The organism is Azoarcus sp. CIB (assembly GCF_001190925.1).
Lineage (GTDB): Bacteria > Pseudomonadota > Gammaproteobacteria > Burkholderiales > Rhodocyclaceae > Aromatoleum.
Genome location: NZ_CP011072.1, coordinates 2,264,342 through 2,289,311 on the forward strand (window position 1 = coordinate 2,264,342; position 24,970 = coordinate 2,289,311).

Annotated in this window: 24 protein-coding genes; 9 read left to right on the plus strand and 15 right to left on the minus strand. The window is 66.0% G+C overall.

Translation table 11 applies throughout. The features are described from left to right. The first annotated feature begins 15 nt into the window (after nucleotides 1-15). Nucleotides 16-1,269 carry a lysophospholipid transporter LplT gene (lplT, locus tag AzCIB_RS10020; protein ID WP_050415764.1) on the plus strand — a complete coding sequence of 418 codons (1,254 nt, stop codon included), beginning with the start codon at nucleotides 16-18 and terminating at the stop codon, nucleotides 1,267-1,269. A gap of 40 nt (nucleotides 1,270-1,309) precedes the next feature. Here the strand turns inward: lplT and AzCIB_RS10025 are convergent, their stop codons facing one another. The 4 genes from AzCIB_RS10025 to AzCIB_RS10040 form a co-directional block, all read right to left on the minus strand. Continuing rightward, nucleotides 1,310-2,164 carry a uracil-DNA glycosylase gene (locus AzCIB_RS10025; protein WP_050418321.1) on the minus strand — a complete coding sequence of 285 codons (855 nt, stop codon included), beginning with the start codon at nucleotides 2,162-2,164 and terminating at the stop codon, nucleotides 1,310-1,312. A gap of 32 nt (nucleotides 2,165-2,196) precedes the next feature. Further along, a complete protein-coding gene (gene rimI, locus AzCIB_RS10030; protein WP_232299406.1) occupies nucleotides 2,197-2,649 on the minus strand; it encodes a ribosomal protein S18-alanine N-acetyltransferase in 453 nt (150 codons plus the stop codon). Next, entirely contained in the window at nucleotides 2,646-3,338 is a 693-nt protein-coding gene (tsaB, locus tag AzCIB_RS10035; RefSeq protein WP_050415765.1) for a tRNA (adenosine(37)-N6)-threonylcarbamoyltransferase complex dimerization subunit type 1 TsaB, read from the minus strand. The genes rimI and tsaB overlap by 4 nt, the downstream gene beginning before the upstream one ends. A gap of 84 nt (nucleotides 3,339-3,422) precedes the next feature. After that, entirely contained in the window at nucleotides 3,423-3,560 is a 138-nt protein-coding gene (locus AzCIB_RS10040; protein ID WP_157058479.1) for a hypothetical protein, read from the minus strand. Nucleotides 3,561-4,017: 457 nt separating this feature from the next. Between AzCIB_RS10040 and ompR the strand changes: the two genes are divergently transcribed. Genes ompR through AzCIB_RS10070 form a run of 6 tightly spaced genes read left to right on the plus strand, consistent with a single transcriptional unit; the run spans nucleotide 4,018 to nucleotide 8,205 of the window. Beyond that, on the plus strand, nucleotides 4,018-4,755 hold the full coding sequence (ompR, locus tag AzCIB_RS10045) for an osmolarity response regulator transcription factor OmpR (RefSeq protein WP_050415767.1): 738 nt from the start codon (nucleotides 4,018-4,020) through the stop codon (nucleotides 4,753-4,755). Next, on the plus strand, nucleotides 4,727-6,187 hold the full coding sequence (locus AzCIB_RS10050) for a sensor histidine kinase family protein (RefSeq protein WP_286130928.1): 1,461 nt from the start codon (nucleotides 4,727-4,729) through the stop codon (nucleotides 6,185-6,187). Before ompR ends, AzCIB_RS10050 begins: the two co-directional genes overlap by 29 nt. Nucleotides 6,188-6,228: 41 nt before the next feature. Then, nucleotides 6,229-6,837, plus strand: coding sequence for a septation protein A (locus tag AzCIB_RS10055; protein WP_050415768.1), 609 nt, complete (start codon nucleotides 6,229-6,231; stop codon nucleotides 6,835-6,837). Continuing rightward, the gene (locus AzCIB_RS10060; protein WP_050415769.1) at nucleotides 6,837-7,136 is read left to right on the plus strand and encodes a YciI family protein; all 300 of its coding nucleotides are present in this window, start codon (nucleotides 6,837-6,839) and stop codon (nucleotides 7,134-7,136) included. The genes AzCIB_RS10055 and AzCIB_RS10060 overlap by 1 nt, the downstream gene beginning before the upstream one ends. After that, on the plus strand, nucleotides 7,133-7,423 hold the full coding sequence (locus AzCIB_RS10065; protein WP_050415770.1) for a BolA family protein: 291 nt from the start codon (nucleotides 7,133-7,135) through the stop codon (nucleotides 7,421-7,423). The genes AzCIB_RS10060 and AzCIB_RS10065 overlap by 4 nt, the downstream gene beginning before the upstream one ends. After that, on the plus strand, nucleotides 7,423-8,205 hold the full coding sequence (locus AzCIB_RS10070; protein ID WP_050415771.1) for a peptidylprolyl isomerase: 783 nt from the start codon (nucleotides 7,423-7,425) through the stop codon (nucleotides 8,203-8,205). The genes AzCIB_RS10065 and AzCIB_RS10070 overlap by 1 nt, the downstream gene beginning before the upstream one ends. Before the next feature lie 106 nt (nucleotides 8,206-8,311). Here the strand turns inward: AzCIB_RS10070 and AzCIB_RS10075 are convergent, their stop codons facing one another. From AzCIB_RS10075 to AzCIB_RS10085, 3 genes are all read right to left on the minus strand, one after another. Continuing rightward, nucleotides 8,312-10,108: an acyl-CoA dehydrogenase gene (locus tag AzCIB_RS10075; protein WP_050415772.1), complete on the minus strand. Its 1,797-nt coding sequence runs from the start codon at nucleotides 10,106-10,108 to the stop codon at nucleotides 8,312-8,314. A gap of 86 nt (nucleotides 10,109-10,194) precedes the next feature. Further along, nucleotides 10,195-11,139, minus strand: a complete 945-nt coding sequence (locus tag AzCIB_RS10080) for an electron transfer flavoprotein subunit alpha/FixB family protein (protein WP_050415773.1) — start codon at nucleotides 11,137-11,139, stop codon at nucleotides 10,195-10,197. Between the two features lie 2 nt (nucleotides 11,140-11,141). After that, on the minus strand, nucleotides 11,142-11,891 hold the full coding sequence (locus AzCIB_RS10085) for an electron transfer flavoprotein subunit beta/FixA family protein (protein ID WP_050415774.1): 750 nt from the start codon (nucleotides 11,889-11,891) through the stop codon (nucleotides 11,142-11,144). A gap of 184 nt (nucleotides 11,892-12,075) precedes the next feature. Here AzCIB_RS10085 and AzCIB_RS10090 point away from each other — a divergent pair, with 184 nt between their 5' ends. Next, nucleotides 12,076-12,687: a TetR/AcrR family transcriptional regulator gene (locus tag AzCIB_RS10090; protein ID WP_050415775.1), complete on the plus strand. Its 612-nt coding sequence runs from the start codon at nucleotides 12,076-12,078 to the stop codon at nucleotides 12,685-12,687. Between the two features lie 24 nt (nucleotides 12,688-12,711). Here AzCIB_RS10090 and AzCIB_RS10095 read toward each other — a convergent pair whose 3' ends face one another. The 7 genes from AzCIB_RS10095 to ppx all read right to left on the minus strand — a co-directional run bounded on the left by AzCIB_RS10095 (nucleotide 12,712) and on the right by ppx (nucleotide 19,427). Continuing rightward, complete coding sequence (locus AzCIB_RS10095; protein ID WP_050415776.1) at nucleotides 12,712-13,482, minus strand: TatD family hydrolase; 771 nt, start codon at nucleotides 13,480-13,482, stop codon at nucleotides 12,712-12,714. Between the two features lie 52 nt (nucleotides 13,483-13,534). Beyond that, nucleotides 13,535-14,338, minus strand: a complete 804-nt coding sequence (locus AzCIB_RS10100) for an enoyl-CoA hydratase (RefSeq protein WP_050418324.1) — start codon at nucleotides 14,336-14,338, stop codon at nucleotides 13,535-13,537. A gap of 93 nt (nucleotides 14,339-14,431) precedes the next feature. Then, nucleotides 14,432-15,040 carry an ABC-type transport auxiliary lipoprotein family protein gene (locus AzCIB_RS23745; RefSeq protein ID WP_198149657.1) on the minus strand — a complete coding sequence of 203 codons (609 nt, stop codon included), beginning with the start codon at nucleotides 15,038-15,040 and terminating at the stop codon, nucleotides 14,432-14,434. A gap of 17 nt (nucleotides 15,041-15,057) precedes the next feature. Then, nucleotides 15,058-16,011 carry an MlaD family protein gene (locus AzCIB_RS10110; protein WP_050415778.1) on the minus strand — a complete coding sequence of 318 codons (954 nt, stop codon included), beginning with the start codon at nucleotides 16,009-16,011 and terminating at the stop codon, nucleotides 15,058-15,060. Then, nucleotides 16,011-16,790 carry an ABC transporter ATP-binding protein gene (locus AzCIB_RS10115; RefSeq protein WP_050415779.1) on the minus strand — a complete coding sequence of 260 codons (780 nt, stop codon included), beginning with the start codon at nucleotides 16,788-16,790 and terminating at the stop codon, nucleotides 16,011-16,013. The genes AzCIB_RS10110 and AzCIB_RS10115 overlap by 1 nt, the downstream gene beginning before the upstream one ends. Then, a complete protein-coding gene (locus AzCIB_RS10120) occupies nucleotides 16,787-17,911 on the minus strand; it encodes an MlaE family ABC transporter permease (protein ID WP_050415780.1) in 1,125 nt (374 codons plus the stop codon). Before AzCIB_RS10120 ends, AzCIB_RS10115 begins: the two co-directional genes overlap by 4 nt. A 7-nt stretch (nucleotides 17,912-17,918) precedes the next feature. Further along, entirely contained in the window at nucleotides 17,919-19,427 is a 1,509-nt protein-coding gene (gene ppx / locus AzCIB_RS10125; RefSeq protein ID WP_050415781.1) for an exopolyphosphatase, read from the minus strand. Between the two features lie 192 nt (nucleotides 19,428-19,619). On the opposite strand from ppx, the gene ppk1 reads away from it, so the two are divergent. After that, nucleotides 19,620-21,701 carry a polyphosphate kinase 1 gene (gene ppk1, locus AzCIB_RS10130; RefSeq protein ID WP_050415782.1) on the plus strand — a complete coding sequence of 694 codons (2,082 nt, stop codon included), beginning with the start codon at nucleotides 19,620-19,622 and terminating at the stop codon, nucleotides 21,699-21,701. A gap of 43 nt (nucleotides 21,702-21,744) precedes the next feature. On the opposite strand, the gene AzCIB_RS10135 is transcribed toward ppk1, so the two are convergent. Then, nucleotides 21,745-24,927 carry an EAL domain-containing protein gene (locus tag AzCIB_RS10135; RefSeq protein ID WP_083446956.1) on the minus strand — a complete coding sequence of 1,061 codons (3,183 nt, stop codon included), beginning with the start codon at nucleotides 24,925-24,927 and terminating at the stop codon, nucleotides 21,745-21,747. Nucleotides 24,928-24,970 lie beyond the last annotated feature (43 nt).

Sequence of the window (24,970 nt, forward strand, 5' to 3'; positions counted from 1 at the left end):
GCCGTCTCCCACCCGATGCCGCTCGGCTTCTACATCATCATGGCGGCGCAGTTCTTCTCTGCGCTGGCCGACAATGCGCTGCTGATCATTGCCATCGCGCTGCTGCGCGAGATGTCCGCCCCGGCCACGTACGAACCACTGCTGAAGCTGTTCTTCACCGTTTCCTACGTCGCGCTGGCCGCCTTCGTCGGCGCCTTTGCCGACTCAATGCCCAAGTGGCGCGTGATGTTCATCAGCAACACCATCAAGATCGGCGGCTGCCTGATGCTGCTGCTCGGTGCCCACCCTCTCTTCGCCTATGCCGTCATCGGGCTCGGCGCCGCAGCCTACTCCCCGGCCAAGTACGGCATCCTCACCGAATACCTGCCCCACCGCCTGCTCGTCGTCGCCAACGGCTGGATCGAAGGCCTCACGGTCGGCGCCATCATCCTCGGCACCGTCATCGGCGGCGTGCTGATTCGTCCCGACGTCGGCAACTGGATCACCGGCCTGGGCCTGCCGCTCGTGAAGGGCGATGCACTGCACGCGACCATCGCGATCGTCGGGCTGCTCTACCTTGCCGCAGCCGCCTTCAACCTGCGCATCCCCGACACCGGCGTCGATCACAAGCCACTGAAGAACAATCCGGTGTACCTCGTCCACGACTTCGTGCACTGCATGAAGCTGCTGTGGCGCGACAAGCTCGGCCAGATATCCCTCGCCGTCACGACCCTGTTCTGGGGAGCTGGCGCCACGCTCCAGTTCATCGTGATCAAATGGGCCGAGCACAACCTCGGCTTCGACCTCTCCAAGGCCTCGATGATGCAGGGCGTCGTCGCCGTCGGAATCGCGCTCGGCGCCGTGATGGCCGCGCGCATGATCAGCCTGCGCCGCTCCGTCCGGGTCATCCCGCTGGGTATCGCCATGGGCCTCGTCGTGATGGTCATGGTCGTCGTCACGCAGCCCACGCTGGCGATGATCCTGATGGTCGTGGTCGGCTGTCTCGCCGGCTTCTTCGTCGTGCCGATGAACGCCCTGCTCCAGCATCGCGGCCACATCCTCATGGGCGCGGGCCATTCGATCGCCGTTCAGAACTTCAACGAGAACCTGTCGATCCTGATCATGACAGGCCTGTACGCCCTGCTGATCATGTCCGGCATGTCGATCAGCGTGGTGATCGTCATGTTCGGCCTGTTCGTCGCCGGCATGATGTACCTCGTACTGCGCAGGCACGACCGCAACCAGCGCGAATTCGATTCCGTCGCGCAGCTCGAAGACCACACGCACTGAACCGGCACACGGGCCGCCCTCGCGGCCCGCTTTGTGCCAGTCAGGCCTTTCCGGCCAACTCTTGCATCAGGCGGCGCGCAAAGCACAGATCCTCCCACGCCTTGGCCTTGTCGGCCTGGTTCCGCAGCAGATAGGCGGGATGATAGGTCACGACCACCGGCGTATCGCCGCGATGTAACACGCGGCCGCGCGAAGCGCCGATGCTGATCTCGGCATCCAGCAGAGCAAGGGCCGCGGGACGCCCCAGCGCGACCAGCACGCGCGGCCGCACCAGCTCGATTTGGCGCGCGAGATATGGATGGCAGGTCGCGATCTCGTCGGCCTGGGGCGTACGGTTGTGCGGCGGCCGGCATTTCACCGCATTCGCGATATAGACGTTCTCGCCCCGCTTCAGGCCGATCGCGGCGAGCATTGCATCGAGCAGCTTGCCCGCAGCACCGACGAAGGGCTCGCCGCGCTGATCCTCCTCGGAACCCGGCCCCTCGCCGACGAACATCCACTCCGCGCGCCGGTCACCGACACCCGGAACGGCCTGCCGACGCTTCTCGCACAGGCGGCATTCCTTGCAGTCGCGGATGTCAGCCTCCAGCTCGTCCCAATCCATCCGTGCGATACGGCCCGCCCTGGCCGGATCGCCACCGTCACGGCGGTTCGGCGCCGCAGCCGAAGCGACCTCCCCTGCAGCGCGCGGAATCAGTTCGCGGACAGGAACCGCCGCACGCACGGAACGCACTTCGGGCACCCGTTCCGGCTGCAGGGTCTGCGCGGGCGGGGCCGATGCAACGCCGCCCCGATCCGGCCCGCCCGCGACCGGCACCGACGCCGGCAACACATCGACAGCATCCGAACTCTCCTCGCCCCCCGCGCGCAAACGCCAGACGGGAGCGAGCCCCATCTCGCGCAGCACGGCATCGCGCCGCGCGTACCTCACAGCTCGCGCCTCATCACGATCGCATCCTCGCGCCGACCGTCGGGCCCCGGGTAATAGCCCTTCCTCCGCCCGATCGCAACAAAGCCGTGGCATTCGTACAGCGCAAGGGCCGCGGTGTTCGAGGGTCGCACCTCGAGAAAGAACTGCGTCGCCCCCACCCGCAGCGCCTCGGAAGACAGATACTCAAGCAGCTTCCCGCCGATTCCGCGACGCTGAACCGTCCGCGCGACGCTGATGTTGAGCAGGTGGGCCTCGTCGACCACCGTCAGCATCACGGCATAGGCGACCGGCTCCGGCCCGTTGCGCATCACCCAGCAGTTGTAGCCGGCACGCAGGGAATCCGTGAAATTGCCTTCGCTCCAGGGAAAGACATGCAGCTCGCGCTCGTTCTCGACCACCCACGGCAGATCCTCGTCCGTCATGGGGATGAAGCCGAATCCCGCGGTCACGCCCGCCCTCCGCGCGCCAGTCGCTCGGCGGTCGTCAGCGCCACCTTGTCGCGCACATACAGCGGCGCGGCGAGTTCGGCGGCGACCAGGGCCCCGCTGTCGACGAGGCGCACCGCCAGCCTTGCGACGTCCGCCGCGCGGGGTACCGCGTCCCGCACCTGGGGTCCCAGCCGATCCAGCACCTCATCCGGAATCCGATCGCCGTACACCGCGAACGCCGATCCGATGGCGGACCATCGGCCACCGGCAGGCAATACCAGCATCTCGGGCGGGCAGCACGTCGGCGGAGCGACCGCGACGGGAAGTCCGTGGGACAGACGGTAGGCCGCGGAATACACCTCGCCCATGCGCGCATCGGTTGCAACGAAGATCGCGTCCCCGCTGCCTTGCAGCGCCAGCGCCTCGAGACTGCATACCGGCGCGACCCCCAGGTCCGCACCCATCGCCAAACCCTGCGCCACGCCGCATGCGAGGCGCAACCCCGTAAAGGCCCCCGGACCGGCGCCGAACGCCACGGCATCGAGCGTCCTGAGCGCAACGCCCGCATCGGCGAGCAGGGACATCAGGGTGGGCAGCAGGCGCTCGGAATGATTCGAATGCCCTTCCAGGGTTCGTTCGACGGTCTCGCCGTCGAGCAGCAGGGCGACGCTCGCGTGTTCGCACGAGGTCTCGATCGAGAGGATTTTCATAAGCCGCCCATTTTACCGGCAGCGGCCCATATTCGCAGCGCCCGTGCCGCGATTGTGCGCGGCGGGAACTCGGGAGGATCCCGCTCAGCGCTCCGTCACGCTGCGGGGACGGTTCGCGTCGCGCATCGCCTGCCGCAAGTCCTGATAGAGCGCTTCACGCTGCTCGCGCGACAGACGGCGCGGCTCCTGCACAGCAGGACGGGGGGTCTCAGGGCCGCTCATGAGCGCACGGCGCAGCTCGGCCCGGCGCTTGTCCCGTGCGCTCGAATGCCCCGGCGAAGTCACACTTTCCTTCCCTTGGCGCGACGACGCGCTCTCGCGTGCGAACCCGGGTGCGGCAGCGAATGTCGACGCAAGCGCGAACAGTAACAGGACGATACCCGTCGCCCGACGTCGGGACCAGCTCCCCTGCAACCTGCCGTCGGCGGGGGAGCATGCCCTACAGGAAGTTGAACAGCTGTTTGCCATGATCGCTGCGGACGGAGTTGGTATTGCAAATTCGGACGATGAAACCATACCCTTGTATTGGTATTTACGGCGTTTCTGGACGAAGATTTAAAGACCAACGTGTAAGGGCGTGTTGCGTATTTCCCAAGCCCTTACGAAACGTTACCCGTTGCTGGCGAATCTTCGAATTCGGCGCTGGCACGCAAAAATGTAACCGGATAGGATTCGCACCATGAACACCAAGATCCGATATCGAGTATTGCTGGTCGACGACGACGCGCGCCTGCGCGATCTTTTGTCGCGCTACCTTCAGGAACAGGGCTTCACGGTCAAGGCCGTCGTGGACGCAGCGTCCATGGATCGCGCCCTGCACCGCGAGCATTACGACGTGATGGTGCTGGACCTGATGCTTCCCGGCGAAGACGGCCTTGCCATCTGCCGGCGCCTGCGGGCCGACCAGAACGCCATCCCCATCATCATGCTCACCGCCAAGGGTGACGACGTCGACCGTATCATCGGCCTCGAGATGGGCGCCGACGACTACCTTGCCAAGCCGTTCAACCCCCGCGAACTCGTTGCCCGCATCCACGCCGTGATGCGCCGGCAGCCTCCGACGCTGCCCGGCGCACCGACGATCGAAGACGAGGTCGTCAAGTTCGGCAACGTGCAGGTGAATCTCGGCGTACGTTCGCTCGTGCGCGACGGGGAGGAAATCTCCCTTACGACCGGCGAATTCTCGCTACTGAAGGTCCTGCTCCAGCATCCGCGCCAGCCGCTGTCGCGCGACAAGCTTATGGAGCTGGCACGAGGCCGCGAATACGGCGTCTTCGATCGCGCCATCGACGTGCAGGTGAGCCGCCTGCGCAAGCTCGTCGAAGACGACCCTGCCAAGCCACGCTACATCCAGACCGTGTGGGGCTTCGGATACGTGTTCGTGCCGGATGAATCGAAGTCTGCCAACGAAGCCTGAACCGCCGGCAGCAGACGTCGGGGAACCCTCGCCAAGTCCCGCGAGCCAGGAACCGCGCCTTGCGCAGTTCCTGCCGCGGACGCTCCTCTGGCAGACCTTCTTCCTCATCGCCCTGCTTCTGACGCTGGCGCTGGCAACCTGGTCGCAGATCTTCAGTCATTTCGAAGAGCCGGCCCGCGCCCGCAACCTGGCCCAGATGGTCGCCAGCGTCGTGAATCTCACACGCACGGCGCTCATCAACTCGGAAGTCGAGCGGCGCACGGAGTTGCTGATCGAGCTAGCCGCGCTGGAGGGAATGCGCATCTACCCGGCCGAGCCCAGCGACGAACTCGAACCGCTGCCCGACACACGCGGGATGCAGATGCTGACGCAGGAAGTCCGCCGGCAGCTCGGAACCCACACCCGCTTCGCTTCGCGCTGGAAGGCCCTCGATGGCTTCTGGGTGAGTTTCCGTCTCGACCCCGACGACGAACAGGATTTCTGGCTGATGCTCCCGTCCGAGCGTATCGAGCGGACCGGCGCCCTGGAATGGCTCGTCTGGGGAGGCGGCGCGCTCTTGGCGGCACTGTTCGGTGCCTACATGATCGTGTCCCGCATCGGCGTCCCGCTGCGCAACCTGGCCCGCTCGGCGCGCGTCGTCGGCAGCGGCCGCACGCCGCCGCACCTCCCCGAAAGCGGGCCGCTGGAGATCGCCACGGTTGCGCGGGCGTTCAACCAGATGGCCGGCGACCTCGCTCGCACCGACGCCGACCGCGCCTTGATTCTCGCCGGCGTGTCGCATGACCTGCGCACGCCCCTCGCGCGTCTGCGTCTCGGCATCGAGATGTCCGGCGCGCCCGACACCGACGTTCGCGCAATGGTCGCCGACGTCGAGGAAATGGACCGCATCATCGGCCAGTTCCTCGATTTCGGGCGCGGCGAACCGCAGGAGCCCCTGCAGCTCGAGGACCTCGCGGGCCTGCTCGCCGACATCGCGGAACCCTATCGCCTGCGTGGCATCAAGGTGCGCCTCGACACACCGGCAAGCCTCCCGGTGCCGGTGCGCACCCTCCCGCTGCGGCGCGCGGTCCGCAACCTGATGGACAACGCGGTGCGCTACGCTGGAGAAGAAAATCCCATCAGCCTCACCCTTTCGAGCCGCGGCGACGAAGCCCTGATCGAAGTCGCCGATCGCGGCCCCGGCATTCCCGAGGCCGACATGGAGCGCATGCGACATCCCTTCACGCGGCTCGAGACCGCACGCTCGAACACCAAGGGCGCCGGCCTCGGCCTCGCCATCGTCGAACGCATCGTTGCCTCGCATGATGGCCGACTCGAGTTGCGCACCCGCAACGGCGGTGGCCTGCGCGCAATCATCCATCTGCCCCTTGAAGGACCGAAGCGCGGCCGCGGTCGCCTGCTCGCTGGCGAAAGCGAGGCAGACGGCGAGTAGTACAAACCGATTGCCACGCCGGTTCGCTATAATCCCCGCGCATGAAGATTCTTTTCGACCTGCTTCCCGTCATCCTGTTCTTTGCCGCCTACAAGTTCGCCGGACACGACCCGGCAGCGGCGCACGACCTCGCCACCCGGGTCCTCGGCGAGGGCATCCAGGCCACCCAGGCTCCCATCCTCATTGCGACGGCGGTCGCGATCCTCGCAACGGCCGGCCAGATCGCCTGGGTATGGTTCAGGCACCGCAAGGTCGACACGATGCTGTGGGTCAGCCTCGCGATCATCGTCGTATTCGGCGGCGCGACCCTGTTCTTCCACAATCCCACCTTCATCAAGTGGAAGCCGACCGCACTCTACTGGCTCTTCGGCATCACGCTCGCCGGCTCGGAGTTGCTGTTCCACCGCAACCTGATCCGCAAGATGCTCGAAGCGCAGGTGCGCCTCCCCGAGCCGGTGTGGGGGCGCCTCAGCCATGCCTGGACCGCGTTCTTCATCGGCATGGGCGTTCTCAACCTGTACGTCGCCTACAACTTTTCCGAAGAAAACTGGGTCAATTTCAAGCTCTTCGGTGGCATGGGCCTGATGCTTCTGTTCGTACTGGCCCAGGGCCTCTACCTCTCCAAACACATTCAGGAGGAAACCAGCTGATGCTTTACGTGCTGACGGGCGAAGACGCCCCGGGCAAACTCGACGCCCGCATGGCCGTGCGCCCGGCGCACCTCGCGCGCCTCGAAGCGCTGCGTGACGAGGGGCGGCTCGTGGTAGCCGGCCCCATGCCTGCAATCGACTCGCCCGACCCCGGCCCGGCCGGCTTCTTCGGCAGCCTCGTGATCGCCGAATTCCCGTCCCAGACGGACGCCGAAGCCTGGCTCGCGAGCGACCCGTACGTCACCAACGGAGTCTTCGCGCGCACCAGCGTGCGCCCGTACAAGAAGGTCCTGCCGTGACGGTGATCGACGAGATCAGGGACCGACTCGCGCTCCTCAACCCCCTCTCGATCGAAATCGAGGACGACAGCGCCCTGCACGCCGGACATGCCGGCGCCAAGGGCGGCGGCGGACACTACCGCATGACGATGGTGTCGGACGCATTTATCGGCAAAAATACGGTTGCACGTCACCGACTCATATATGGAGCGCTGGGCGAACTGATGCGAACCCGCATCCATGCACTCGCCATTCGCGCCCTGACGGCCGAAGAGGCCAACACTCAACCCAACAGGAAGGAACTTTGATGATTCGCTTTCCCAGCCGTCTCGCTCTTTGTCTCATGGCCGGCCTGATCGGCCAAGCGGCCCATGCCGCAGGCCCTGCTGCCACGGTGAACGGCACCGCGATCTCCGCTGCGCGCGCCGACGTGATGTTCAACGAGCAGCGCGCCCAGGGCGCTCCCGACAACCCGCAGCTCCGCGACGCGGTGCGCGAGGAGCTGATCCGCCGCGAAGTCCTGGCTCAGGAAGCAGCCAAAAAGGGGCTCGACAAGAAGAGCGAAGTGCAGGCCCAGATGGACCTCGCCCGCCAGGCAGTGCTGCTGCGTGCCTACATTCAGGATTACGTGAAGACCAACCCAGTCACCGACGCCGACCTGAAGAAGGAATACGACAGCGTCAAGGGCAAGATGGGCTCGAAGGAATACAAGCCGCGTCACGTCCTGGTCGAGACCGAGGACGAGGCCAAGGCGATCATCGCCAAGCTGAAGGCCGGCGAGAAGTTCGACGCCCTCGCCAAGCAGTCGAAGGATCCGGGCTCCAAGGACAACGGCGGCGACCTCGGCTGGAGCAATCCGGGCATGTTCGTGAAGCCTTTCTCCGATGCGATGGTCAAGCTCGAGAAGGGCAAGTACAGCGACGCGCCCGTGAAGTCGGACTTCGGCTACCACGTGATCCAGCTCGACGACGTGCGCGACCTGAAGGCGCCCGACTTCGACGAAGTGAAGCCGCAGCTCGAGCAGCGTCTGCAGCAGCAAAAGATCGAGAAGCACATCATGGATCTGCGCGCCAAGGCGAAGGTCCAGTAAGCGTCCCGACCTGAAACACGAAGGGCCGCCCCGAGCGATCGGGGCGGCCCTTTGCATTCCGGGGCCCGACACGCGGAGGAGAGCTGCCGCCCCCTCCGCCGCGTCGTCAGAACTGTGCTTCGTCGAGCGCCAGCGCACCCGCGGCGCCATTCACGACCGAGTACGACAGCGCCTGCGCCTGCGACAGGATGTGGTCGGCGTAGAAGCGCGCGGTGACGATCTTGGTCTTGTAGAACTCGTCGGAGGAGCCTTCCGCGATGCGCATCGACGACACCAGCGCGGCACGCGCCATGAGCCAGCCGCCGGCCACGATGCCGAGAAGCTTGAGGAAGGGCACCGAGCCCACGGAGGCGGCCTTGATGTCCTTGCCGTAGGTCGCAAGAACGTACTCGACCGCCGCTTCGAGCGCGGCGATGCCCGATTCGAGGGATCTGCGGATCGCCACGAACGCCTCGTCGCCGGCGTGCTCGCCGAGCTGAGCGACCACGCCGCGCATTTCCGCGATCAGGGCCTTGATCGTGACGCCACCTTCGCGCGCGGTCTTCCGGCCGATGAGGTCGTTCGCCTGAATCGCGGTCGTGCCTTCGTAGATCGTCGTGATGCGCGAATCGCGCAGATGTTGCGCGGCGCCGGTTTCCTCGATGAAGCCCATGCCGCCATGCACCTGCACACCGGTCGAGGCGATGTCGATCGAGTTTTCCGTCGACCAGCCCTTGACGACCGGAATCATCAGGTCGACAAAAGCCTGATTTTCCGCACGCACCGCAGCGTCGGGATCCCGATGCGCAGCGTCGTTCGCGGCAGCCACGACGTAGGCCAGCGCACGGCTGGCTTCGGTCTGCGACTTCATCGACATCAGCATGCGGCGCACATCCGGGTGATGGATGATCGAGACCTTCGGGCCGCCGCGCACGCCCATCTCGGTCCCCTGGACGCGATCCTTGGCATAGGTCAGCGCGTGCTGATAGGCACGCTCTGACAGCGCAACGCCTTCCATGCCGACCGCGAAGCGTGCTTCGTTCATCATGATGAACATGTACTCGAGGCCGCGATTCTCCTCGCCGATGAGGGTGCCGATCGCGCCGCCGTGGTCGCCGAACGCGAGCACGCAGGTCGGGCTCGCGTGGATGCCCAGCTTGTGTTCGATCGACACGCAGTGGACGTCGTTGCGCTCACCCGGGGTACCGTCGGCGTTGAGCAGGAACTTGGGCACGACGAAGAGCGAGATGCCTTTCACGCCTTCCGGTGCGTCCGGCAGGCGGGCGAGCACGAGGTGGACGATGTTGTCCGTCATGTCGTGTTCGCCGTAGGTGATGAAGATCTTCTGGCCGAAGATCTTGTAGGTACCGTCAGGCTGCGGTTCCGCGCGGGTGCGCACGGCCGCGAGGTCCGAACCGGCCTGCGGTTCGGTCAGGTTCATGGTGCCGGTCCATTCGCCGCTCACCATCTTCGGCAGGTAGGCTGCCTTCTGTTCATCGGTGCCGCGCAGCGTGACCGCTTCGATCGCGCCATTGGTCAACATCGGGCACAGGGAGAAGGCCATGTTGGCCGATTTCCACATTTCCATCACTGCGGTCGCAACAAGCTTCGGCAGGCCCTGACCGCCGAATTCGGGTTCGCACGCGAGCGCGGTCCAGCCGGCTTCGGCAAACTGCTTGTAGGCTTCCTTCCAGCCCGGCGCGGTGCGGACGTTGCCGCTGTCCCACTTGGCACCTTCCTGGTCGCCAATCCGGTTCAGCGGGGCGAGGACGCCGCTGGCGAACTTGTTCGCCTCATCGAGGATCGCATCCACCAGATCCGCGGATACTTCCTCGCATCCGGGCAATTTCGCGACTTCGTCGAGGCCAGCCAGCTCGCGCATGACGAACTGCATGTCGCGGATCGGCGCAGTGTATTGACTCATGTGTTCTTCTCCCGAGACCTGCTTATTGTGAAACTGCGCCCGGGTGGGCGCAGTCCTTGTACAGCTTTTTTATATTTCTAGAGCATTCAGCCGACAGCTTTGGCCAGCTCCGGCACAACTTCGAACAGATCGCCGACGAGGCCGTAATCCGCCACCTGGAAAATCGGCGCTTCCGGATCCTTATTGATCGCGACGATCACCTTGGAATCCTTCATGCCCGCGAGGTGCTGGATCGCGCCCGAGATGCCGACCGCGATGTAGAGCTGCGGCGCGACGATCTTGCCGGTCTGGCCGACCTGGTAGTCGTTGGGCACGTAGCCCGCGTCGACCGCGGCGCGCGAAGCACCCAGCGCGGCGCCGAGGGCGTCGGCGAGCGGCTCGAGCAGCTTGTGGTAGTTCTCGCTGTTACCGAGGCCGCGACCACCCGAAACGATGATCTTCGCCGCACCGAGTTCGGGACGTGCGCTCTTGGTCAGTTCGCGGCCCTTGACGGTCGTCAGACCCAGATCGGCACCGGCAGCGACGGCTTCCACGGCAGCGGAGCCACCCTGGCCGGCGGCTTCGAAGGCGGTCGTACGCACGGTCATCACCTTCACGGCGTCGGCCGACTTCACGGTGGCCATCGCGTTGCCGGCATAGATCGGGCGCACGAAGGTGTCGGCCGACTCGATGCCGGTGACGTCGGAAATCTGCGCCACATCGAGCAACGCGGCGACGCGCGGGGCGACGTTCTTGCCGTTGGCGGTGCTGGGGGCGAGGATGTGGGTGTAGCCTGCAGCATTGGCGACAACCATCGCGGCGACGTTCTCGGCGGTCTGCGAGTCGTAGTGGGCGGCGTCCGCAACGCGCACCTTGGCGACGCCCGCGACCTTTGCCGCCTGCTCGGCCGCCGCGCCGCAGTTGGCGCCGGCGATCAGCACGTGGACCTCAGTTGCCAACTGAGTACCGAGCTTGGCCGCGGCCGAAACGGTGTTGAGGGTCGCGGCCTTCAGGCTCGCGTTGTCGTGTTCTGCAATAACCAGGATCGCCATGTTCAGATCACCTTCGCTTCGTTCTTGAGCTTGTCGACGAGTTGCGCGACGTCCGCAACGCGCACGCCGGCGCTGCGCTTGGGCGGCTCGGCCACTTTCAGCGTCGCCAGGCGCGGCGCGACATCGACACCGAGATCGGCCGGCTTGACGATGTCCAGCGGCTTCTTCTTCGCCTTCATGATGTTCGGCAGCGTCGCGTAACGCGGCTCATTGAGGCGCAGGTCGGTGGTGATGACCGCCGGCAGCTTGATCTCGAGGGTTTCGAGACCGCCGTCGATCTCGCGCGTCACGGTGGCAGCACCGTCGCCGAGCGCGACCTTCGACGCGAAGGTGGCCTGCGGCCAGCCCATCAGCGCGGCCAGCATCTGGCCGGTCTGGTTCGAGTCGTCGTCGATCGCCTGCTTGCCGCAGATCACGACCGTCGGCTGCTCCTTGTCGCATAACGCCTTCAGCAGCTTCGCCACGGCGAGCGGCTGCAGTTCGACGTCGCTCTCGACGAGGATACCGCGGTCGGCGCCGATCGCCATCGCGGCGCGGATCGTCTCCTGGCAGGCCGCGACACCGCAACTCACCGCCACGACCTCGGTCGCGATGCCGGCTTCCTTGAGCCGCACGGCTTCCTCGACGGCGATTTCGTCGAAGGGGTTCATGGACATCTTCACGTTCGCAATATCAACGCCCGTGCCGTCAGCCTTCACTCGCACCTTGACGTTGTAATCGACTACGCGTTTGACGGGTACCAGGATCTTCAATGCCGCGCTCCTTTGCGTGTTAGGTCGGTCGAAATTGTGGAAAGGGAATTATGTTACCGCCACCAAGCGAAAAATACGCCGTTGCGATGAACACTTGACCGCCGACCAAAAAAATCGTTCCATACGCATAGGTATGGAGTGCATACGGTACCGTATGGTCATCCTTTAGTCAATACTAGGTAGTATGGAAAACAAGCCTCTAAAACCGCGCGTCCAGCTAGACCGCAATGCATGGGTAAGCGCTGCCACCGAGGTCCTCGCCGAGGAGGGCATCGCCGGACTTCGCGTCGAAGTGCTCGCAAAGCGCCTGAAGGTCACGAAAGGCAGCTTCTACTGGCACTTCCAGGATCGTCGGGACTTGCTGCTGGCCGTCCTTCAGGTGTGGAAGGATGGGCGGATCCGCGACATCGTCAAACAGACGCGCGCCCAGCCCGGCGGGGAGCTGGAGCAGATTTACCACGTCATCGATATTTATAGCACGAGCCGCAGCCGGCGCGGCGCTGCAATCGAGCTCGCCGTACGCGACTGGGCGCGCCGCGACGCCGACGCCGCCGCGATCGTCGCCGAAGTCGACGACATCCGCCTGCGCTGCGCGCGCGAACTCTTCCTCGCGTGCGGCGTGCCGATGGAGGAGGCGTCGAGCCGCTGCATGCTGCTCTACGCCTACGTGTTCGGCATTTCGCTGATGATCTATGACAAGTTCGACAGCGACGTGGCACGCCTGAAGCGCGACATCGCCGACCTCATCGCGCAGTCCGCGAGCATGAAGCGCACGACCGCTGCGACCAGCAACTGAGGCGCCGGGACGGGATTGCACGGATCAGCCGGACGCGAGCGCCGGGAAGACGGTGCAGGCATTCCGCCCCGTCGCTTCAGCGATTTCGGCAGGGGACACGGCACGCAGCACGGCGAGCACTTCGGCAAAGCGGCGCAGATCGGCAGGTTCGTTGCGCCCTCCCTGCGCCCAGGCAGGCGGGATGTCGGGTGCGTCCGTTTCGAGCACGATCGAGTCCATCGGCAGGGTCGCCGCGAGGCTGCGGATGCGGCGCGAGCCGTCGAAAGTCATCGCCCCGCCGAAGCCCAGCCTGAAACCCATCGCGATGAAGGCGTCGGCCTGCTGACGACTGCCGTTGAAGGCGTGGGCGATGCCGCCGGGCACCTCGATGCGCCGCAGGTGCTTGAGGATGTCATCGACCGCGCGCCGGACGTGCAGGATGACGGGCAACCCGAAGCGACGGGCGAGCTTCAGTTGTTCGACGAAATACAGTTCCTGGGTGACGCGGTCGAAATCCGGCGCGAAGAAATCGAGGCCGATCTCGCCAACTGCGACCGCCTGTCCGTGCGCAAGGCGCTCCTGCAGAATGTCGAGATCCTCCTTGCAGGCACCCCCGACATACAGCGGATGGATGCCGAAGGCATGGACGATATCGGCATGGGCAGCTGACAGGGCTGCAACCCTGTCGAAATTGGCGACCTCGACTGCCGGCACGACGAAGCGGGCGACGCCCGCCGCACGCGCGGCCGCCATTACCGCGACACGATCGGCGTCGAACTCCGCGGCGTCGAGGTGGATGTGCGTATCGATGAGCATTGCATCGACGCCGGGCTCGCGGGCAGGCGCGGACGGCCCTGCCCCGGCACGCTCAGCGCCCGCGCCACTCCGGCTTGCGCTTGGCGATGAAGGCGTCGATGCCCTCGGCGGCATCCTCGCTCATCATGTTGCACGCCATCGTCTCGGCCGCCATCTGGTAGGCGGCTTCCATGCCCATCTCGAGCTGGCGGTAGAACATCTGCTTGCCCATGCGGATCGCGAGAGGGGATTTGGCGCAGATCGCGGCGGCGAGCTTCGCGATCTCGGCGTCGAGCTCTTCGACCGGCACGACGCGGTTCACGAGACCGCGGCGCTGCGCTTCCGCGGCGTCGATGAAGTCGCCGGTCACCAACATTTCGAACGCTTCCTTGCGCCCCATGTTGCGTGACAGGCCCACGCTGGGGGTCGCGCAGAAGAGGCCGACGTTGATGCCCGATACGGCGAAGCGCGCGACATCGGCGGCGACGGCGAGGTCGCACATCGACACCAGCTGGCAGCCCGCCGCGGTCGCGATGCCGTGGACACGGGCGATAACGGGCTGCGGCAGCTCGGTGAGCTTGACCATGAACTTGCCGCACAGGCGGAAGAGATCCTGCTGGAACTGCAGGGTGTGGTTGCCACGCATCTCCTTCAGGTCGTGCCCGGCACAGAAGGCCTTGCCCTCGCCCGCCAGCACGACCGCGCGCACGCTCGCGTCCTTTGCGATCGCGTCGGTCTCGGCGATCAGGGCTTCGAGCATCGCGCGCGAGAGGGAGTTGAACTGGCCGGGGCGGTTCAGGGTCAGGTACGCAATCCCGCCTTCGTCGCGGCGCAGTAGCAGCGGTGCGTTGTCGGATTGCTGAGGCAGTGCACTCATCGTCATCTCTCCCGTGATATTCGTATATGTAGTGAACAGTTGATTTTGCCCGAACCCGCGACGTAGCGGACGGTGAAACCCCGGCGAGGCGGCCTAGCGGCGGCACGCCCCCACAGCGGACTCTGCCATCCAGCCCGCGATTTCGGTCGTCAGCCTTTCGCCCGCCTTGCGGAACGCGGTGACGCCACCCTTCGCGTCGGCGCTGGACGCGGGCTCGCGCAACTCGAACATCCGCCGCGCGAGCGCATTTTCACCACGCGGCGGCAGCACTTCGGCACGCGCGACGATGACCGCCGTGCTGGCCGCGGGGGCTTCGAACGCCTGGGTGAATTCGTCCACTTCGAGGCGCAGCCGGCAGCCACCGCTGGTCGCCGACGGCGCCAACAGGGCCTGAAGCAGCCGCCGCTGCAGCATTTCGGACGGCGGCGCGGCCCACCGGCTTTCGGCAAACACCTGGCGTTGCGCCGGTTGGCGGTAGTCCAGCCGGTACTGCATCGCCGACGTCGCGAGCCAGGACGGCGCCCGGACTTCGATCTGTGTCGGCAGGACGGCAGGAGCCGGGGAAACGGCCCCTGCCAAGCCTAGATCATAGATGGCGGGGACGACTGGCCGTTGCGGCAGCCCGCTGCATGCGCCCAGCGCAAAGCCCGTGCAGAGCACGCCGAGGATCCTTGCCCCCCGCTTCCAGGCTCGAAGTGTCATGAGAGTTCCGTGGTGGTTCATCGGGCCGGGAGCGCCGCGGATGTGAATCCGCTCTCGCCGGGTCCGGGCTGCGCCGGCTGCCGCCCGAGCAACAGCATTTGCGGCGACGCGTCGACTTCCTCGACGAGATGCCCAATACGTTGCGAGGTTCCTTTCAGCTCCTCGAGCAGGGCATTGAGCTGCGGCAAGGTTTCGTCAGCCACTCGCTCGCCCGTCGCTGCGGTCGCGGCATCCACGCGTTCGGCGAGCCCCTGCAGTCTCGCCATCAGGACCTTGAGTTCGCCGATGGCGGGCCCGGCATCGACACTCGCACGCTCGAGGTTCTGCAGGGTATTCGAAAGCCGGGCGAGATTCTCCTGGTTGAGGACCGCGCGGATCGATGCCAGCGTCTTCGGCGCGTCAGCCAGCGTCCGGTCGGCTCCCGCCGCCGCGGACTCGAGCCGCTGCAGCGTGTTGCCGATCCGCCGGATGTTGTCGTCGGTAACCAGTTCACCGAGCTTGTCCGCCACCAGTCTGAGCCTGCGTGCGGCGTCGAGAGTCGTATCGGTGAGCTGTTCCATCGTCCCCGGCTCCATCTTGAGCCGCGGGGGTTCGTCGCCCTCCCCGACCAGCGGCTCCGGATTCTCGCCACGGTCGTTGAGCTGGACGTAGGCGAGCCCGGTGACCCCCTGGTACGCGAGACTGGCCCGCGTTCCCCGCGTCAGCGGAATGTCGCGGCGCAGGCGGATGTAGACGAGGATCTTGCGCGGATCCTCGGGGTCGAGCGTGATGTCCGCAACCTTTCCGGCGGCCATGCCGCGATAGCGCACCCGCGCCTCGAGGTTGAGGCCGGTGACGGTGCCGGCCGACTCCAGGATGTAGGTGCGCTGCGAGTCGCCATCGTCGGAGAACCACCACAGGGACGCGAGCAGCGCAGTGCCCAGGACGATGGCGAAGAGTCCCGCCGCGAGGGCATGGGCGCGATTTTCCATCAGCGCACGCCTCCGCTCCGGATGCCGGCCCGAAGGCCGAAGGGTTTGCGGAAGAAGCTGTCGACAAAGGGGTGATCCAGTTCCATCGTTTCCTCGAGCGAGACGCAGCTCACGATGCGTCGATCGGAGAGTATGGCGATTTTTGTCGCCAGCGCGGCGAGCGTGTCGACGTCGTGGGTCACGAGCACCACGGTCAGTCCGAGCTGGCGCTGCAGGCTGAGCACGAGTTCGACGAAGGCCGCGCTGCGGTCCGGGTCGAGCCCCGCCGTCGGTTCGTCGAGCAGCAGCAGTTCGGGCTCGAGCGCGAGTGCCCGCGCCAAGGCGACGCGCTTGACCATGCCGCCGGACAGTTCTGCCGGCATCCGCAGCGCGGTTGCGGGATCGAGTTCGACCAGCGAGAGTTTCAGGGCGACGAGGTTGGCGATTTCGGCGTCAGTTGCGAGGCGCAGTTCCCGCAGCGGAAAACCGATGTTGTCGGCGACGTTCATCGCAGAGAACAGCGCGCCGTGCTGGAACAGGACGCCGAAGCGGCGCCGCCGCGTGCGCTGTTCGCGGGCACTTCCTGAAAACAGCGGCGCACCGAACACCGACACCTCGCCCGCGGCCGGTCGCGTGAGTCCGATGATGTGGCGCAGCAGGGTCGTCTTGCCGCTGCCGGAACCGCCGACCAGCGCGACGACTTCGCCGCGATGCACGGTCAGGTCGAGTCCGTCATGCACGACCGTGGGGCCGAAACGCGTGACGATGCCGCGCAATTCGATCACCGGCTTCGCGTTCATCGCGGGATCCCGATCGAGCGCGTGGCGATCGCGAACAGCGCGTCGACCAGGATAACGACGGTGATCGACGAGACGACCGACGCCGTCGTGTTGGCCGACAGGCTTTCCGTATTGGGGCTGACCCGCAGGCCGAAATGACAGGCCACAAGGGCGATCATCAGCCCGAACACCGCCCCTTTGGCGAAGCCGATGACGAGGTTCGCAAGCGGCACGACCTGCGGCAGGCGTTCGACGAAGAAGGCCATGCCGAGATCGAGCTGCAGCCACGCCGACAACATGCCCCCGAGCAGTGCGACCGACGAGGTCCACAGCACCAGCAAAGGCATGGCGAGGGTCAGCGCGATGACCTTGGGCAGGATGAGGCGGATGGTGCGCGAAACGCCCATCGCCGCGAGGGCGTCGATTTCCTCGGTCACTCGCATCACGCCCAGCTGGGCAGTCATCGCGGAACCGGAGCGGCCGGCGACGAGCACCGACACCAGCACGGGCCCGAGCTCGCGGATGATGCCGAGGCCGAGGATGTTCACGATGAAGATGTCCGCACCGAACGCGCGCAGCTGCAGCGCCGAAAGATAGGACATGACGACGCCGATCAGGAAGCCGACGAGCGCGGCCACCGGCATCGCCTTGAACCCGGCCTTGTATACGTTGGCGGAGATCTCGCGCAGCGGCCATTCCGCCGGATGGCGCATGAGATAGGCGAGATCGAGGCACAACTGGCCCAGCAGGCGAGTAAAGTCCAGCGCGTGGTCGCGAAACGAGAGCAACGCGCTGCCGAGCACGATGACAGCATCTACGATGTTGAAGCGCGGCACCCGCGGCAGGGGCGACTCCGCGCTGGCGGCCACGCGGCCGATGATCGCGCGCAGGTCGTCCGGGATTTCGATGCATTCCGGCCAGCGCTTGCCCCACGCATGCCACATCAGCGCGGCGCCGAAGCTGTCGAGACGCGAGATGCCCGTCAAGGACCACGCAACGTCGTCGCGCCTGCCCGCAAGTTGCGCGCGGAAGATATGCAACCGGTAGGACAGCGCGCGCAGCGTCCAGTCGCCCTGCAGGCGGACCAGGCCGCGTGCGCCGGGCGCCTTCGCCGCATCGGTGGCGATCTCGGGGCTGCGCATTCCGTTCTCAGGCGGCGAGCGTGCGGCCTGTATGCGTGTGCAGGACGAGGCTGCGCCCGACAGAGAACCACTGCCGCTGTTCCTCGTCGATCGCCGCCGCCGTGAGCGGCAGCTGCTTGAGCCAGCCCTCCCGCGCCGTCACGATGAAACCGCGACCGTCGCGGCGGAGCTGGATCGGCGGAACGCCGCGGCCGTCGCGCGCGCGGTGAATGACGGCCGCCAGACGCAGGCAGACGATCAACGGCCAGTCGGGGCTGTCGGGGTCGAGCGCGGCAATGCGCTCGAGCTTGCCACGATGCGCGAGCACAAGGCGCGCAAGCCGCCCCTGGTCCATGCGCGAAAAGCCGGGCATGTCCGCGTTCGCGAGGATGTAGGCGCTGTGCTTGTGGTAGCTGGAGTGCGCGACCGATATGCCGATCTCGTGCAGCGACGCGGCCCAGCGCAGGAAGCGCAGGTCGGGATGCTGGCCGTCCCCATGCACGCTCTCGGGAACGAGTCCCGCGAAAAGATGCGCTGCGGTGTCCGCGACCTCGTCGGCCTGACGGCGGTCCACCCCGTAGCGCGCGACGAAGGCCGACACGGTGGCGTCGCGCAGGTCATGGTGGTGGTAGCGCCCGAGAAGGTCGTAGAGCACCCCCAGACGCAACGCACCTTCGGAGAACACCATGCGCTCGAGGCCGAATTCCTTGAACACCGCCGACATGATCGCAAAGCCGCCGAGCAGGACCGGCAAGCGGTCCCCCCTCAGTCCGGCGAGTTGCAGGCGGTCGAGGCTGCCGGCGCGCAGCAGGATGGCCTTCAGGCGCTCCAAGCCCTCACGCGTGACGCCGCCGTCGGACAGTCCGTTCTGCTCGAGGATCTCGACGAGTGCCTTGGCCGAACCACTCGACCCCACGGCCACTTCCCAGCCGACCTCGCGGTACGCGTGGGCGATCGCCTGCAGCTCGCGGCTGGCCGCCATCTCTGCGTCCTTCAACCCGCGCTTGTCGATCTTTCCGTCGGGGAAATACTGCAGGCTGTAGCTGACGCAGCCCATGTACAGCGATTCAAGCAGGATGGGCTCGAAGCTCTTGCCGATGATGAACTCGGTGGAGCCGCCGCCGATATCGACGACGAGCTGCTGGCGGTGCGGATCGGGCAGCGTGTGCGCAACGCCGACGTAGATGAGCCTCGCTTCCTCGCGACCGGCGATGACTTCGATCGGAACGCCCAGCGCGGCCTCCGCCTGCACCAGGAACTCGGGCGAGTTCTTCGCCACGCGCAGGGTGTTGGTCGCCACCGCGCGCACGGAATCGCCGTCGAAACCGCGCAAGCGCTCGTTGAAGCGCTGCAGCGCCGCGAGACCGCGCTGCTGGGCAGCCGCATCGAGAATCTTGTTGGGAGACAGTCCCGCCGCAAGGCGCACCGCTTCCTTGAGCCCGTCCAGCGGATAGATCTGGTCGTTGACGATCCTTCCGACCTGCAGCCGGAAACTGTTGGATCCGAGATCGATCGCGGCGATCAGCTCGTGCATCATGGATAGGGGGCTAAGCCGACGGCTACAGGGCAAGGGGGCATTCTATCACCGCACGCGAGCGTCGCCCGGCACAGGCGCTCGCGGCACGCTCACCCGGCGCGCAGCCGTTCATGCCGATCGCACCGCGTCATGATTCCGCAACATAAATGTCACATAATTGTGCGACCGATTCCGCGCACAAGATCCGCAACAATGCACAGTCCAACCCGTCAGCAGCATTTCCCCACCGACCACTTCATCAACCGCGAATTGTCGCTCCTGCAGTTCCAGCGCAGGGTGCTGGCGCAGGCGGCGGACAGGACGGTGCCGCTGCTCGAGCGCTTGCGCTTCCTGTGCATCGTGTCGAGTAACCTCGACGAGTTCTTCGAGATCCGCGTGTCGGGGATCAAGGAGCAGATCAGGCTGGGCAGTCGCACCCCGGGCACCGACGGCCTGCTGCCGAGCGAGTTGCTGGACCGCGTGAGCCACGAAGTCCATACGCTGATTGCCGAGCAGTATGCGCTGCTGAACAACGACATCCTGCCGGCGCTGGAAGCCCAGGGCATCGTGTTCCTACGCCGCAGCCTGTGGAGCGACGCGCAGGGCGCCTGGGTGCGCGACTATTTCATGCGCGAAGTGATGCCGGTGCTCACGCCCATCGGGCTCGACCAGGCGCACCCGTTCCCGCGCGTATTGAACAAGAGCCTGAATTTCGCCGTCGAGCTGGAAGGCCTCGACGCCTTCGGGCGCGACTCGGGCGCGGCGATCGTGCAGGCGCCGCGTGCGCTGCCCCGCGTGATCCGCCTCCCCTCCGAGATCTGTGAGCACGAATACAGCTTCGTGTTCCTGTCCTCGGTCCTGCACCGCCACGTCGGCGAGCTGTTTTCGGGCATGCACGTGCACGGCTGCTACCAGTTCCGCGTGACGCGCAACTCGGATCTCTTCGTCGACGAGGAAGAAGTAAAGGATCTGCGGGCCTCGCTGAAGGGCGAACTGCAGCAACGCCATTTCGGCGACGCGGTGCGCCTGGAGGTGGCCGACAACTGCTCGGAGGAAATGGCCGCCTTCCTCCTTCAGCATTTCCGCCTGACCCCGAACGAGTTGTACCGCACGCCGGGCATCGTCAACCTGGTGCGGCTGATGCAGGTGCCGGACTGGGTGGACCGTCCCGACCTGAACTACCCGCCCTTCCTGCCGCGCCTGCCGAAGGGGCTGGAGCAGCGTGTCGAGATTTTCGACGCGATCCGGCGTCAGGACATCCTGCTGCACCACCCGTTCCAGAGCTTCAGCCCGGTGATCGAACTGCTGCGGGCGGCGGCCGACGACCCGCAGGTGCTTGCGGTCAAGATGACGGTGTATCGCACGGGCACCGACTCGGTGCTGATGGACCATCTCGTGCGCGCGGCACAGAAGGGCAAGGAAGTGACGGTGGTGCTGGAACTGCGCGCCCGCTTCGACGAGGAGGCCAACATCACCTGGGCGAACAAGCTCGAGGAGGTGGGCGCCCATGTGGTGTACGGCGTGTTCGGCTACAAGACCCACGCGAAACTGCTGATGCTGGTGCGGCGCGAGGACAGCGGGCTGCGCCGTTACGTGCACATGGGCACCGGCAACTACCACCCGCGCACGACGCGTTTCTACACCGATTTCGGCCTCCTCACCTGCAACGAGGAGATCGGCCAGGACGTCGCCGAGGTCTTCAAGCAGCTGACCGGCCTGGGCCAGGCATCCACCCTCAGGCATCTCTGGCAGGCGCCGTTCTCGCTGCAGCGCAACGTGATCGCTGCGATCGAAGCGGAAGCGGCGATTGCACGCCAGGGCGGACGCGCGCAGATCATGGCGAAGATGAACGCGCTGCTCGAACCGGAAACGATCGAAGCGCTGTACGCAGCGTCGCAGGCCGGCGTGGAGATCGACCTCATCGTGCGCGGCCCGTGCGCCCTGCGCCCGGGCGTTCCCGGCCTGTCGGACAACATCCGCGTGCGCTCCATCATCGGACGCTTCCTCGAACACCATCGCATCTTCTACTTCCGTGCAGGCGGCGAGGACCACGTCTATCTGTCGAGCGCGGACTGGATGGACCGCAACTTCTTCGGCCGCATCGAGATTGCCTTCCCCGTGCTCGACCAGCGCCTCAAGCGCCGCGTCATCAAGGAAGGCCTGCGCGCCTATCTCGGCGACAACTGCCAGGCGTGGGAGATGCTGGAAGATGGCCGCTACCGGCACAAGACGCCGCGCGGCGTGCATCGCTCAGCACAGACCATCCTGCTGGCGGAACTCGCGAAAGGTCACTGAGATTAGGCAAGGGCGGCGCAGGCGCCCCGCTTCGCCGCCTGCGTCAGGTGTCGGCCGACGCTTCGGCGGTCCAGCGCGCCACCCATTCGTCGGCAGGCGCCGGGCGACCGAAGAGGTAGCCCTGATGCACGACCTGGCCGCGGCTATTGAGGAACTCGGCCTGCTCGGTCGTTTCCACCCCTTCAGCGACAACCTTCAGCTGCAAGTGACGCGCAACCGCCAGGATGGTCTCCACGAGGGCGGCATCGCTGGGGTCATGCGGCGCATCCTGCACGAAGGTCTTGTCGATCTTGAGTTCGTCGATGGGCAGGCGCTTAAGGTAGGCGAGCGAGGAGTAACCGGTACCGAAGTCGTCGATCGAAAAACGGACGCCAAGGGCCGACAGTTCGTTCATCTTGGCGACGACGTCGCTCACGTTGTCGATGATCAGCCCCTCGGTGATCTCGAGCGTGAGCCGTGCCGGCTGGGCTCCGGTCCTGTCGAGCACGTCCCGCACCCAGGCATTGAACTCGGGCTTGCGGAAATGCCGCGGACTGATATTCACCGACAGCGCGAGCGGAAGACCCGCCGTGGCCGCGGCCGCGATCAGCCGGCAGGCCTCGTTCATGACCCAGATGCCCAACTCGACGATGAGATCCGACTCTTCGGCGATGGGCACGAAGGCACCCGGAGGCACCAGTCCGCGCTGCGGGTGCTGCCAGCGCACCAGCGCTTCCGCACCGACCATGTCGCCGGCGGCGCTGAACTGCGGCTGGAGGAACAGGCGCAGCTCGCCGCGTGGAATGCCGGCACGCAATTCGCGCTCGATGCGGAAACTCTCCGCGGCCGTCTCGCCCATGCTGGCTTCGAAGAATGCCGGGTGGCTTCCTCCCCCCTGTTTGGCACGATGCAGCGCCGTCGTGGCGCGGCGCAGGATTTCGCTCGCCGTGTCGCTGTCTTCTTCGGGGAACAGCGTGATGCCGATGCTGCCCGTGATGCGTACCGTCTCCCCACCCAGTTCGAACGGGGTCTCCAGAGCCGACCGGATCTTGCGGGCGACCTGCAGCGCATGCCGGCTGGCGGCCTCGGCCGTGCGGTCGACCACAGGCAACATCAGGGCAAACTCGTCGCCGGCCATGCGCGCCACGGTGTCGCCTTCGCGCACGACATCGCGCAGTCTCGCCCCCACGGCCTTCAGGAGCACGTCGCCCAGGACGCTGCCGCGCGCGTCGTTGACGACCTTGAAACGGTCGATGTTGAACAGCAGCAGGGCCTCACGGTAGCCTTGGTGCTGGCGCGAGGCCAGCACCTGCGTGAGGCGGTCGATCAGCAGGCTGCGGTTCGGCAGCCCGGTGAGCTCATCGTAGAAGGCGAGATGATGGATGCGCTCGGCGGCCACCTTGCGTTCGGTGATGTCCTGCTGGATCGCGAGGTAATGGCTGACCGTGCCGTCGGACTCCCGCACCGGCGCGATGATCGAATATTCGATGATCTCGCTGCCATCGTGCCGCCGGTTCACGATCTCGCCCTGCCAGATCTCGCCGCGCTGCAGCGCCTGCCACATCTCGCCGAAAGTCTCGGTCGAAGTCTTGCCCGATTTGAAGATGCGCGGATTGCACCCGAGCACCTCGTCGCGGGTAAAACCCGTGATGCGCACCAGTGCGTCGTTCACGTATTCGATGTTTCCGTCCGGGTCGGTGATGAAGATGCACTCCGGACTCTGCTCGACGGCGAGCGAGAGCTTGCGCAACTCCTCGTCGGCGAGCTTGCGCGCGGTGACGTCCTGGACCGTGCCGATGGCCCCCAGAAGCTTTCCGTTCGAGTCGAAGCACAGGTCCGCCCGCTCCTGCATCCATGTGATTCCGCCATTGCGCAGGATGCGGTGCTCGACGTCGTAAGGCGCACCTTGCAGGGCGACCTGCCAGGCCCGATCCACCGCGGCGCGGTCGTCGGGATGGATGAACTGCAGGAAGTCATCGTAAGTGACGGGTGTCCCCGGCCGCACGCCGAACAGCCGGTAAGTCTCGTCCGACCACACGAGCGCATTGGTTCCTACGTCGAGGTTCCAGCTGCCTATCTGCGCTACAGACTGCGCCTGCGAAAGATTCGCCGCGAGGCGCTGGCTTTCCTGTTGCGCGCGGGCAAGGCGGCGGTTGATCCATCCGAGCCGCAAAGTCGCGAACGCGGCGAGCGCAAAACCGGCCAGCAGCAGCGCGACGGCATAGGGTTTCCAGCGCCGCCAGACGTCGAAGAGCGTAAACTCCGGCGCCCGGTCGAAGGGCGGTAGCCGCAGTTCGCGCAGGAGGTCGTCCACCGGCCGGTAATCGCCAGGAATCGTGAAGCCGGAAATTCGCAGCGCGTCGGCAATTGCGCCGTCGTGGGGCAAGGCGAGCAGGGCCGCAGTCACGCGCCGGGCGAGATCGTGGGGCACCTGCGGCATCGCGACCACCGGCCATTCCGGATACAGGCGCGTGCTGACCGGAAAGGGGAAACCGGGGTAACGCCGCACGCTGATGAGTTTGAGGCTTGCAGGGTCGAGTCGCCCCTGGCGCACGAGCGATTCGATCAGGCCGGAGCGGACGAAACCGACATCGGCACTGCCTTCCAGCACTGCATCGATGGCCTTGTTCTGCGGCTGTCCGGTTTCGATGAGGAGATGCTCACGCGGCGGACGGGCGCCGGCGCGCAGCAGCTCGGCCACCTGCATCTGGTAAGCACCGAATGCGGCACGCCCCGCGGTGGCGACACGGACGCGACCGATATCGGCAAAGGAATCGATGTCGGAGCGGTCGGCGCGGGTGAAGATGACGCCGCCGAAGGCGCTGACGGGCACTCCGTCTTCCTTGTTCACCAGCGTGACGAGCGGGGACGACAGATGGTGCTGGTAGGTCAGCTGCACATACAACGCGGGATTCACAAGCACGAAATCGATGTGCCCGTTAGCCAGCGCCGCGACGAGATCATCGAGATGATGCACGCGCAGCACGAAGCGCCCGCCCTCGACCGCGCCATTCAGGTATTCGACGAGCGGCTGCCAGCGCGCGCGGGTTTCCTCCAGCGGACTGAAGGACAGGACGGCGAACTCGACGGGATCGTGTGCGACGCCCCCGGCAGGAACCTCCTCCGCGTGGAGAGCGCCCGGCTGGAGCGATACGAGGCCAGCCGTCAGGACGACCCCGAGCCCGGCGCACAACTTCGCCACGCTTGCACGCAACCTGTCGGGGCGACACCAGTCCAGTGAATTCATGATCGGGCGCTCGGCTTCAGGACTTCGTTACGCTTCCTGCTCC

Bases quoted from the DNA above. Each gene is read 5' to 3' on its own strand.
- lplT (WP_050415764.1), top strand. From the start codon at position 16: ATGCCGCTCGGCTTCTACATCATCATGGCGGCGCAGTTCTTCTCTGCG.
- AzCIB_RS10025 (WP_050418321.1), bottom strand. From the start codon at position 2,164: ATGGGGCTCGCTCCCGTCTGGCGTTTGCGCGCGGGGGGCGAGGAGAGT.
- tsaB (WP_050415765.1), bottom strand. From the start codon at position 3,338: ATGAAAATCCTCTCGATCGAGACCTCGTGCGAACACGCGAGCGTCGCC.
- AzCIB_RS10040 (WP_157058479.1), bottom strand. From the start codon at position 3,560: ATGAGCGGCCCTGAGACCCCCCGTCCTGCTGTGCAGGAGCCGCGCCGT.
- ompR (WP_050415767.1), top strand. From the start codon at position 4,018: ATGAACACCAAGATCCGATATCGAGTATTGCTGGTCGACGACGACGCG.
- AzCIB_RS10050 (WP_286130928.1), top strand. From the start codon at position 4,727: ATGAATCGAAGTCTGCCAACGAAGCCTGAACCGCCGGCAGCAGACGTC.
- AzCIB_RS10055 (WP_050415768.1), top strand. From the start codon at position 6,229: ATGAAGATTCTTTTCGACCTGCTTCCCGTCATCCTGTTCTTTGCCGCC.
- AzCIB_RS10060 (WP_050415769.1), top strand. From the start codon at position 6,837: ATGCTTTACGTGCTGACGGGCGAAGACGCCCCGGGCAAACTCGACGCC.
- AzCIB_RS10070 (WP_050415771.1), top strand. From the start codon at position 7,423: ATGATTCGCTTTCCCAGCCGTCTCGCTCTTTGTCTCATGGCCGGCCTG.
- AzCIB_RS10075 (WP_050415772.1), bottom strand. From the start codon at position 10,108: ATGAGTCAATACACTGCGCCGATCCGCGACATGCAGTTCGTCATGCGC.
- AzCIB_RS10080 (WP_050415773.1), bottom strand. From the start codon at position 11,139: ATGGCGATCCTGGTTATTGCAGAACACGACAACGCGAGCCTGAAGGCC.
- AzCIB_RS10090 (WP_050415775.1), top strand. From the start codon at position 12,076: ATGGAAAACAAGCCTCTAAAACCGCGCGTCCAGCTAGACCGCAATGCA.
- AzCIB_RS10095 (WP_050415776.1), bottom strand. From the start codon at position 13,482: ATGCTCATCGATACGCACATCCACCTCGACGCCGCGGAGTTCGACGCC.
- AzCIB_RS10100 (WP_050418324.1), bottom strand. From the start codon at position 14,338: ATGAGTGCACTGCCTCAGCAATCCGACAACGCACCGCTGCTACTGCGC.
- AzCIB_RS23745 (WP_198149657.1), bottom strand. From the start codon at position 15,040: ATGACACTTCGAGCCTGGAAGCGGGGGGCAAGGATCCTCGGCGTGCTC.
- AzCIB_RS10110 (WP_050415778.1), bottom strand. From the start codon at position 16,011: ATGGAAAATCGCGCCCATGCCCTCGCGGCGGGACTCTTCGCCATCGTC.
- AzCIB_RS10115 (WP_050415779.1), bottom strand. From the start codon at position 16,790: ATGAACGCGAAGCCGGTGATCGAATTGCGCGGCATCGTCACGCGTTTC.
- AzCIB_RS10120 (WP_050415780.1), bottom strand. From the start codon at position 17,911: ATGCGCAGCCCCGAGATCGCCACCGATGCGGCGAAGGCGCCCGGCGCA.
- ppx (WP_050415781.1), bottom strand. From the start codon at position 19,427: ATGATGCACGAGCTGATCGCCGCGATCGATCTCGGATCCAACAGTTTC.
- ppk1 (WP_050415782.1), top strand. From the start codon at position 19,620: ATGCACAGTCCAACCCGTCAGCAGCATTTCCCCACCGACCACTTCATC.
- AzCIB_RS10135 (WP_083446956.1), bottom strand. From the start codon at position 24,927: ATGAATTCACTGGACTGGTGTCGCCCCGACAGGTTGCGTGCAAGCGTG.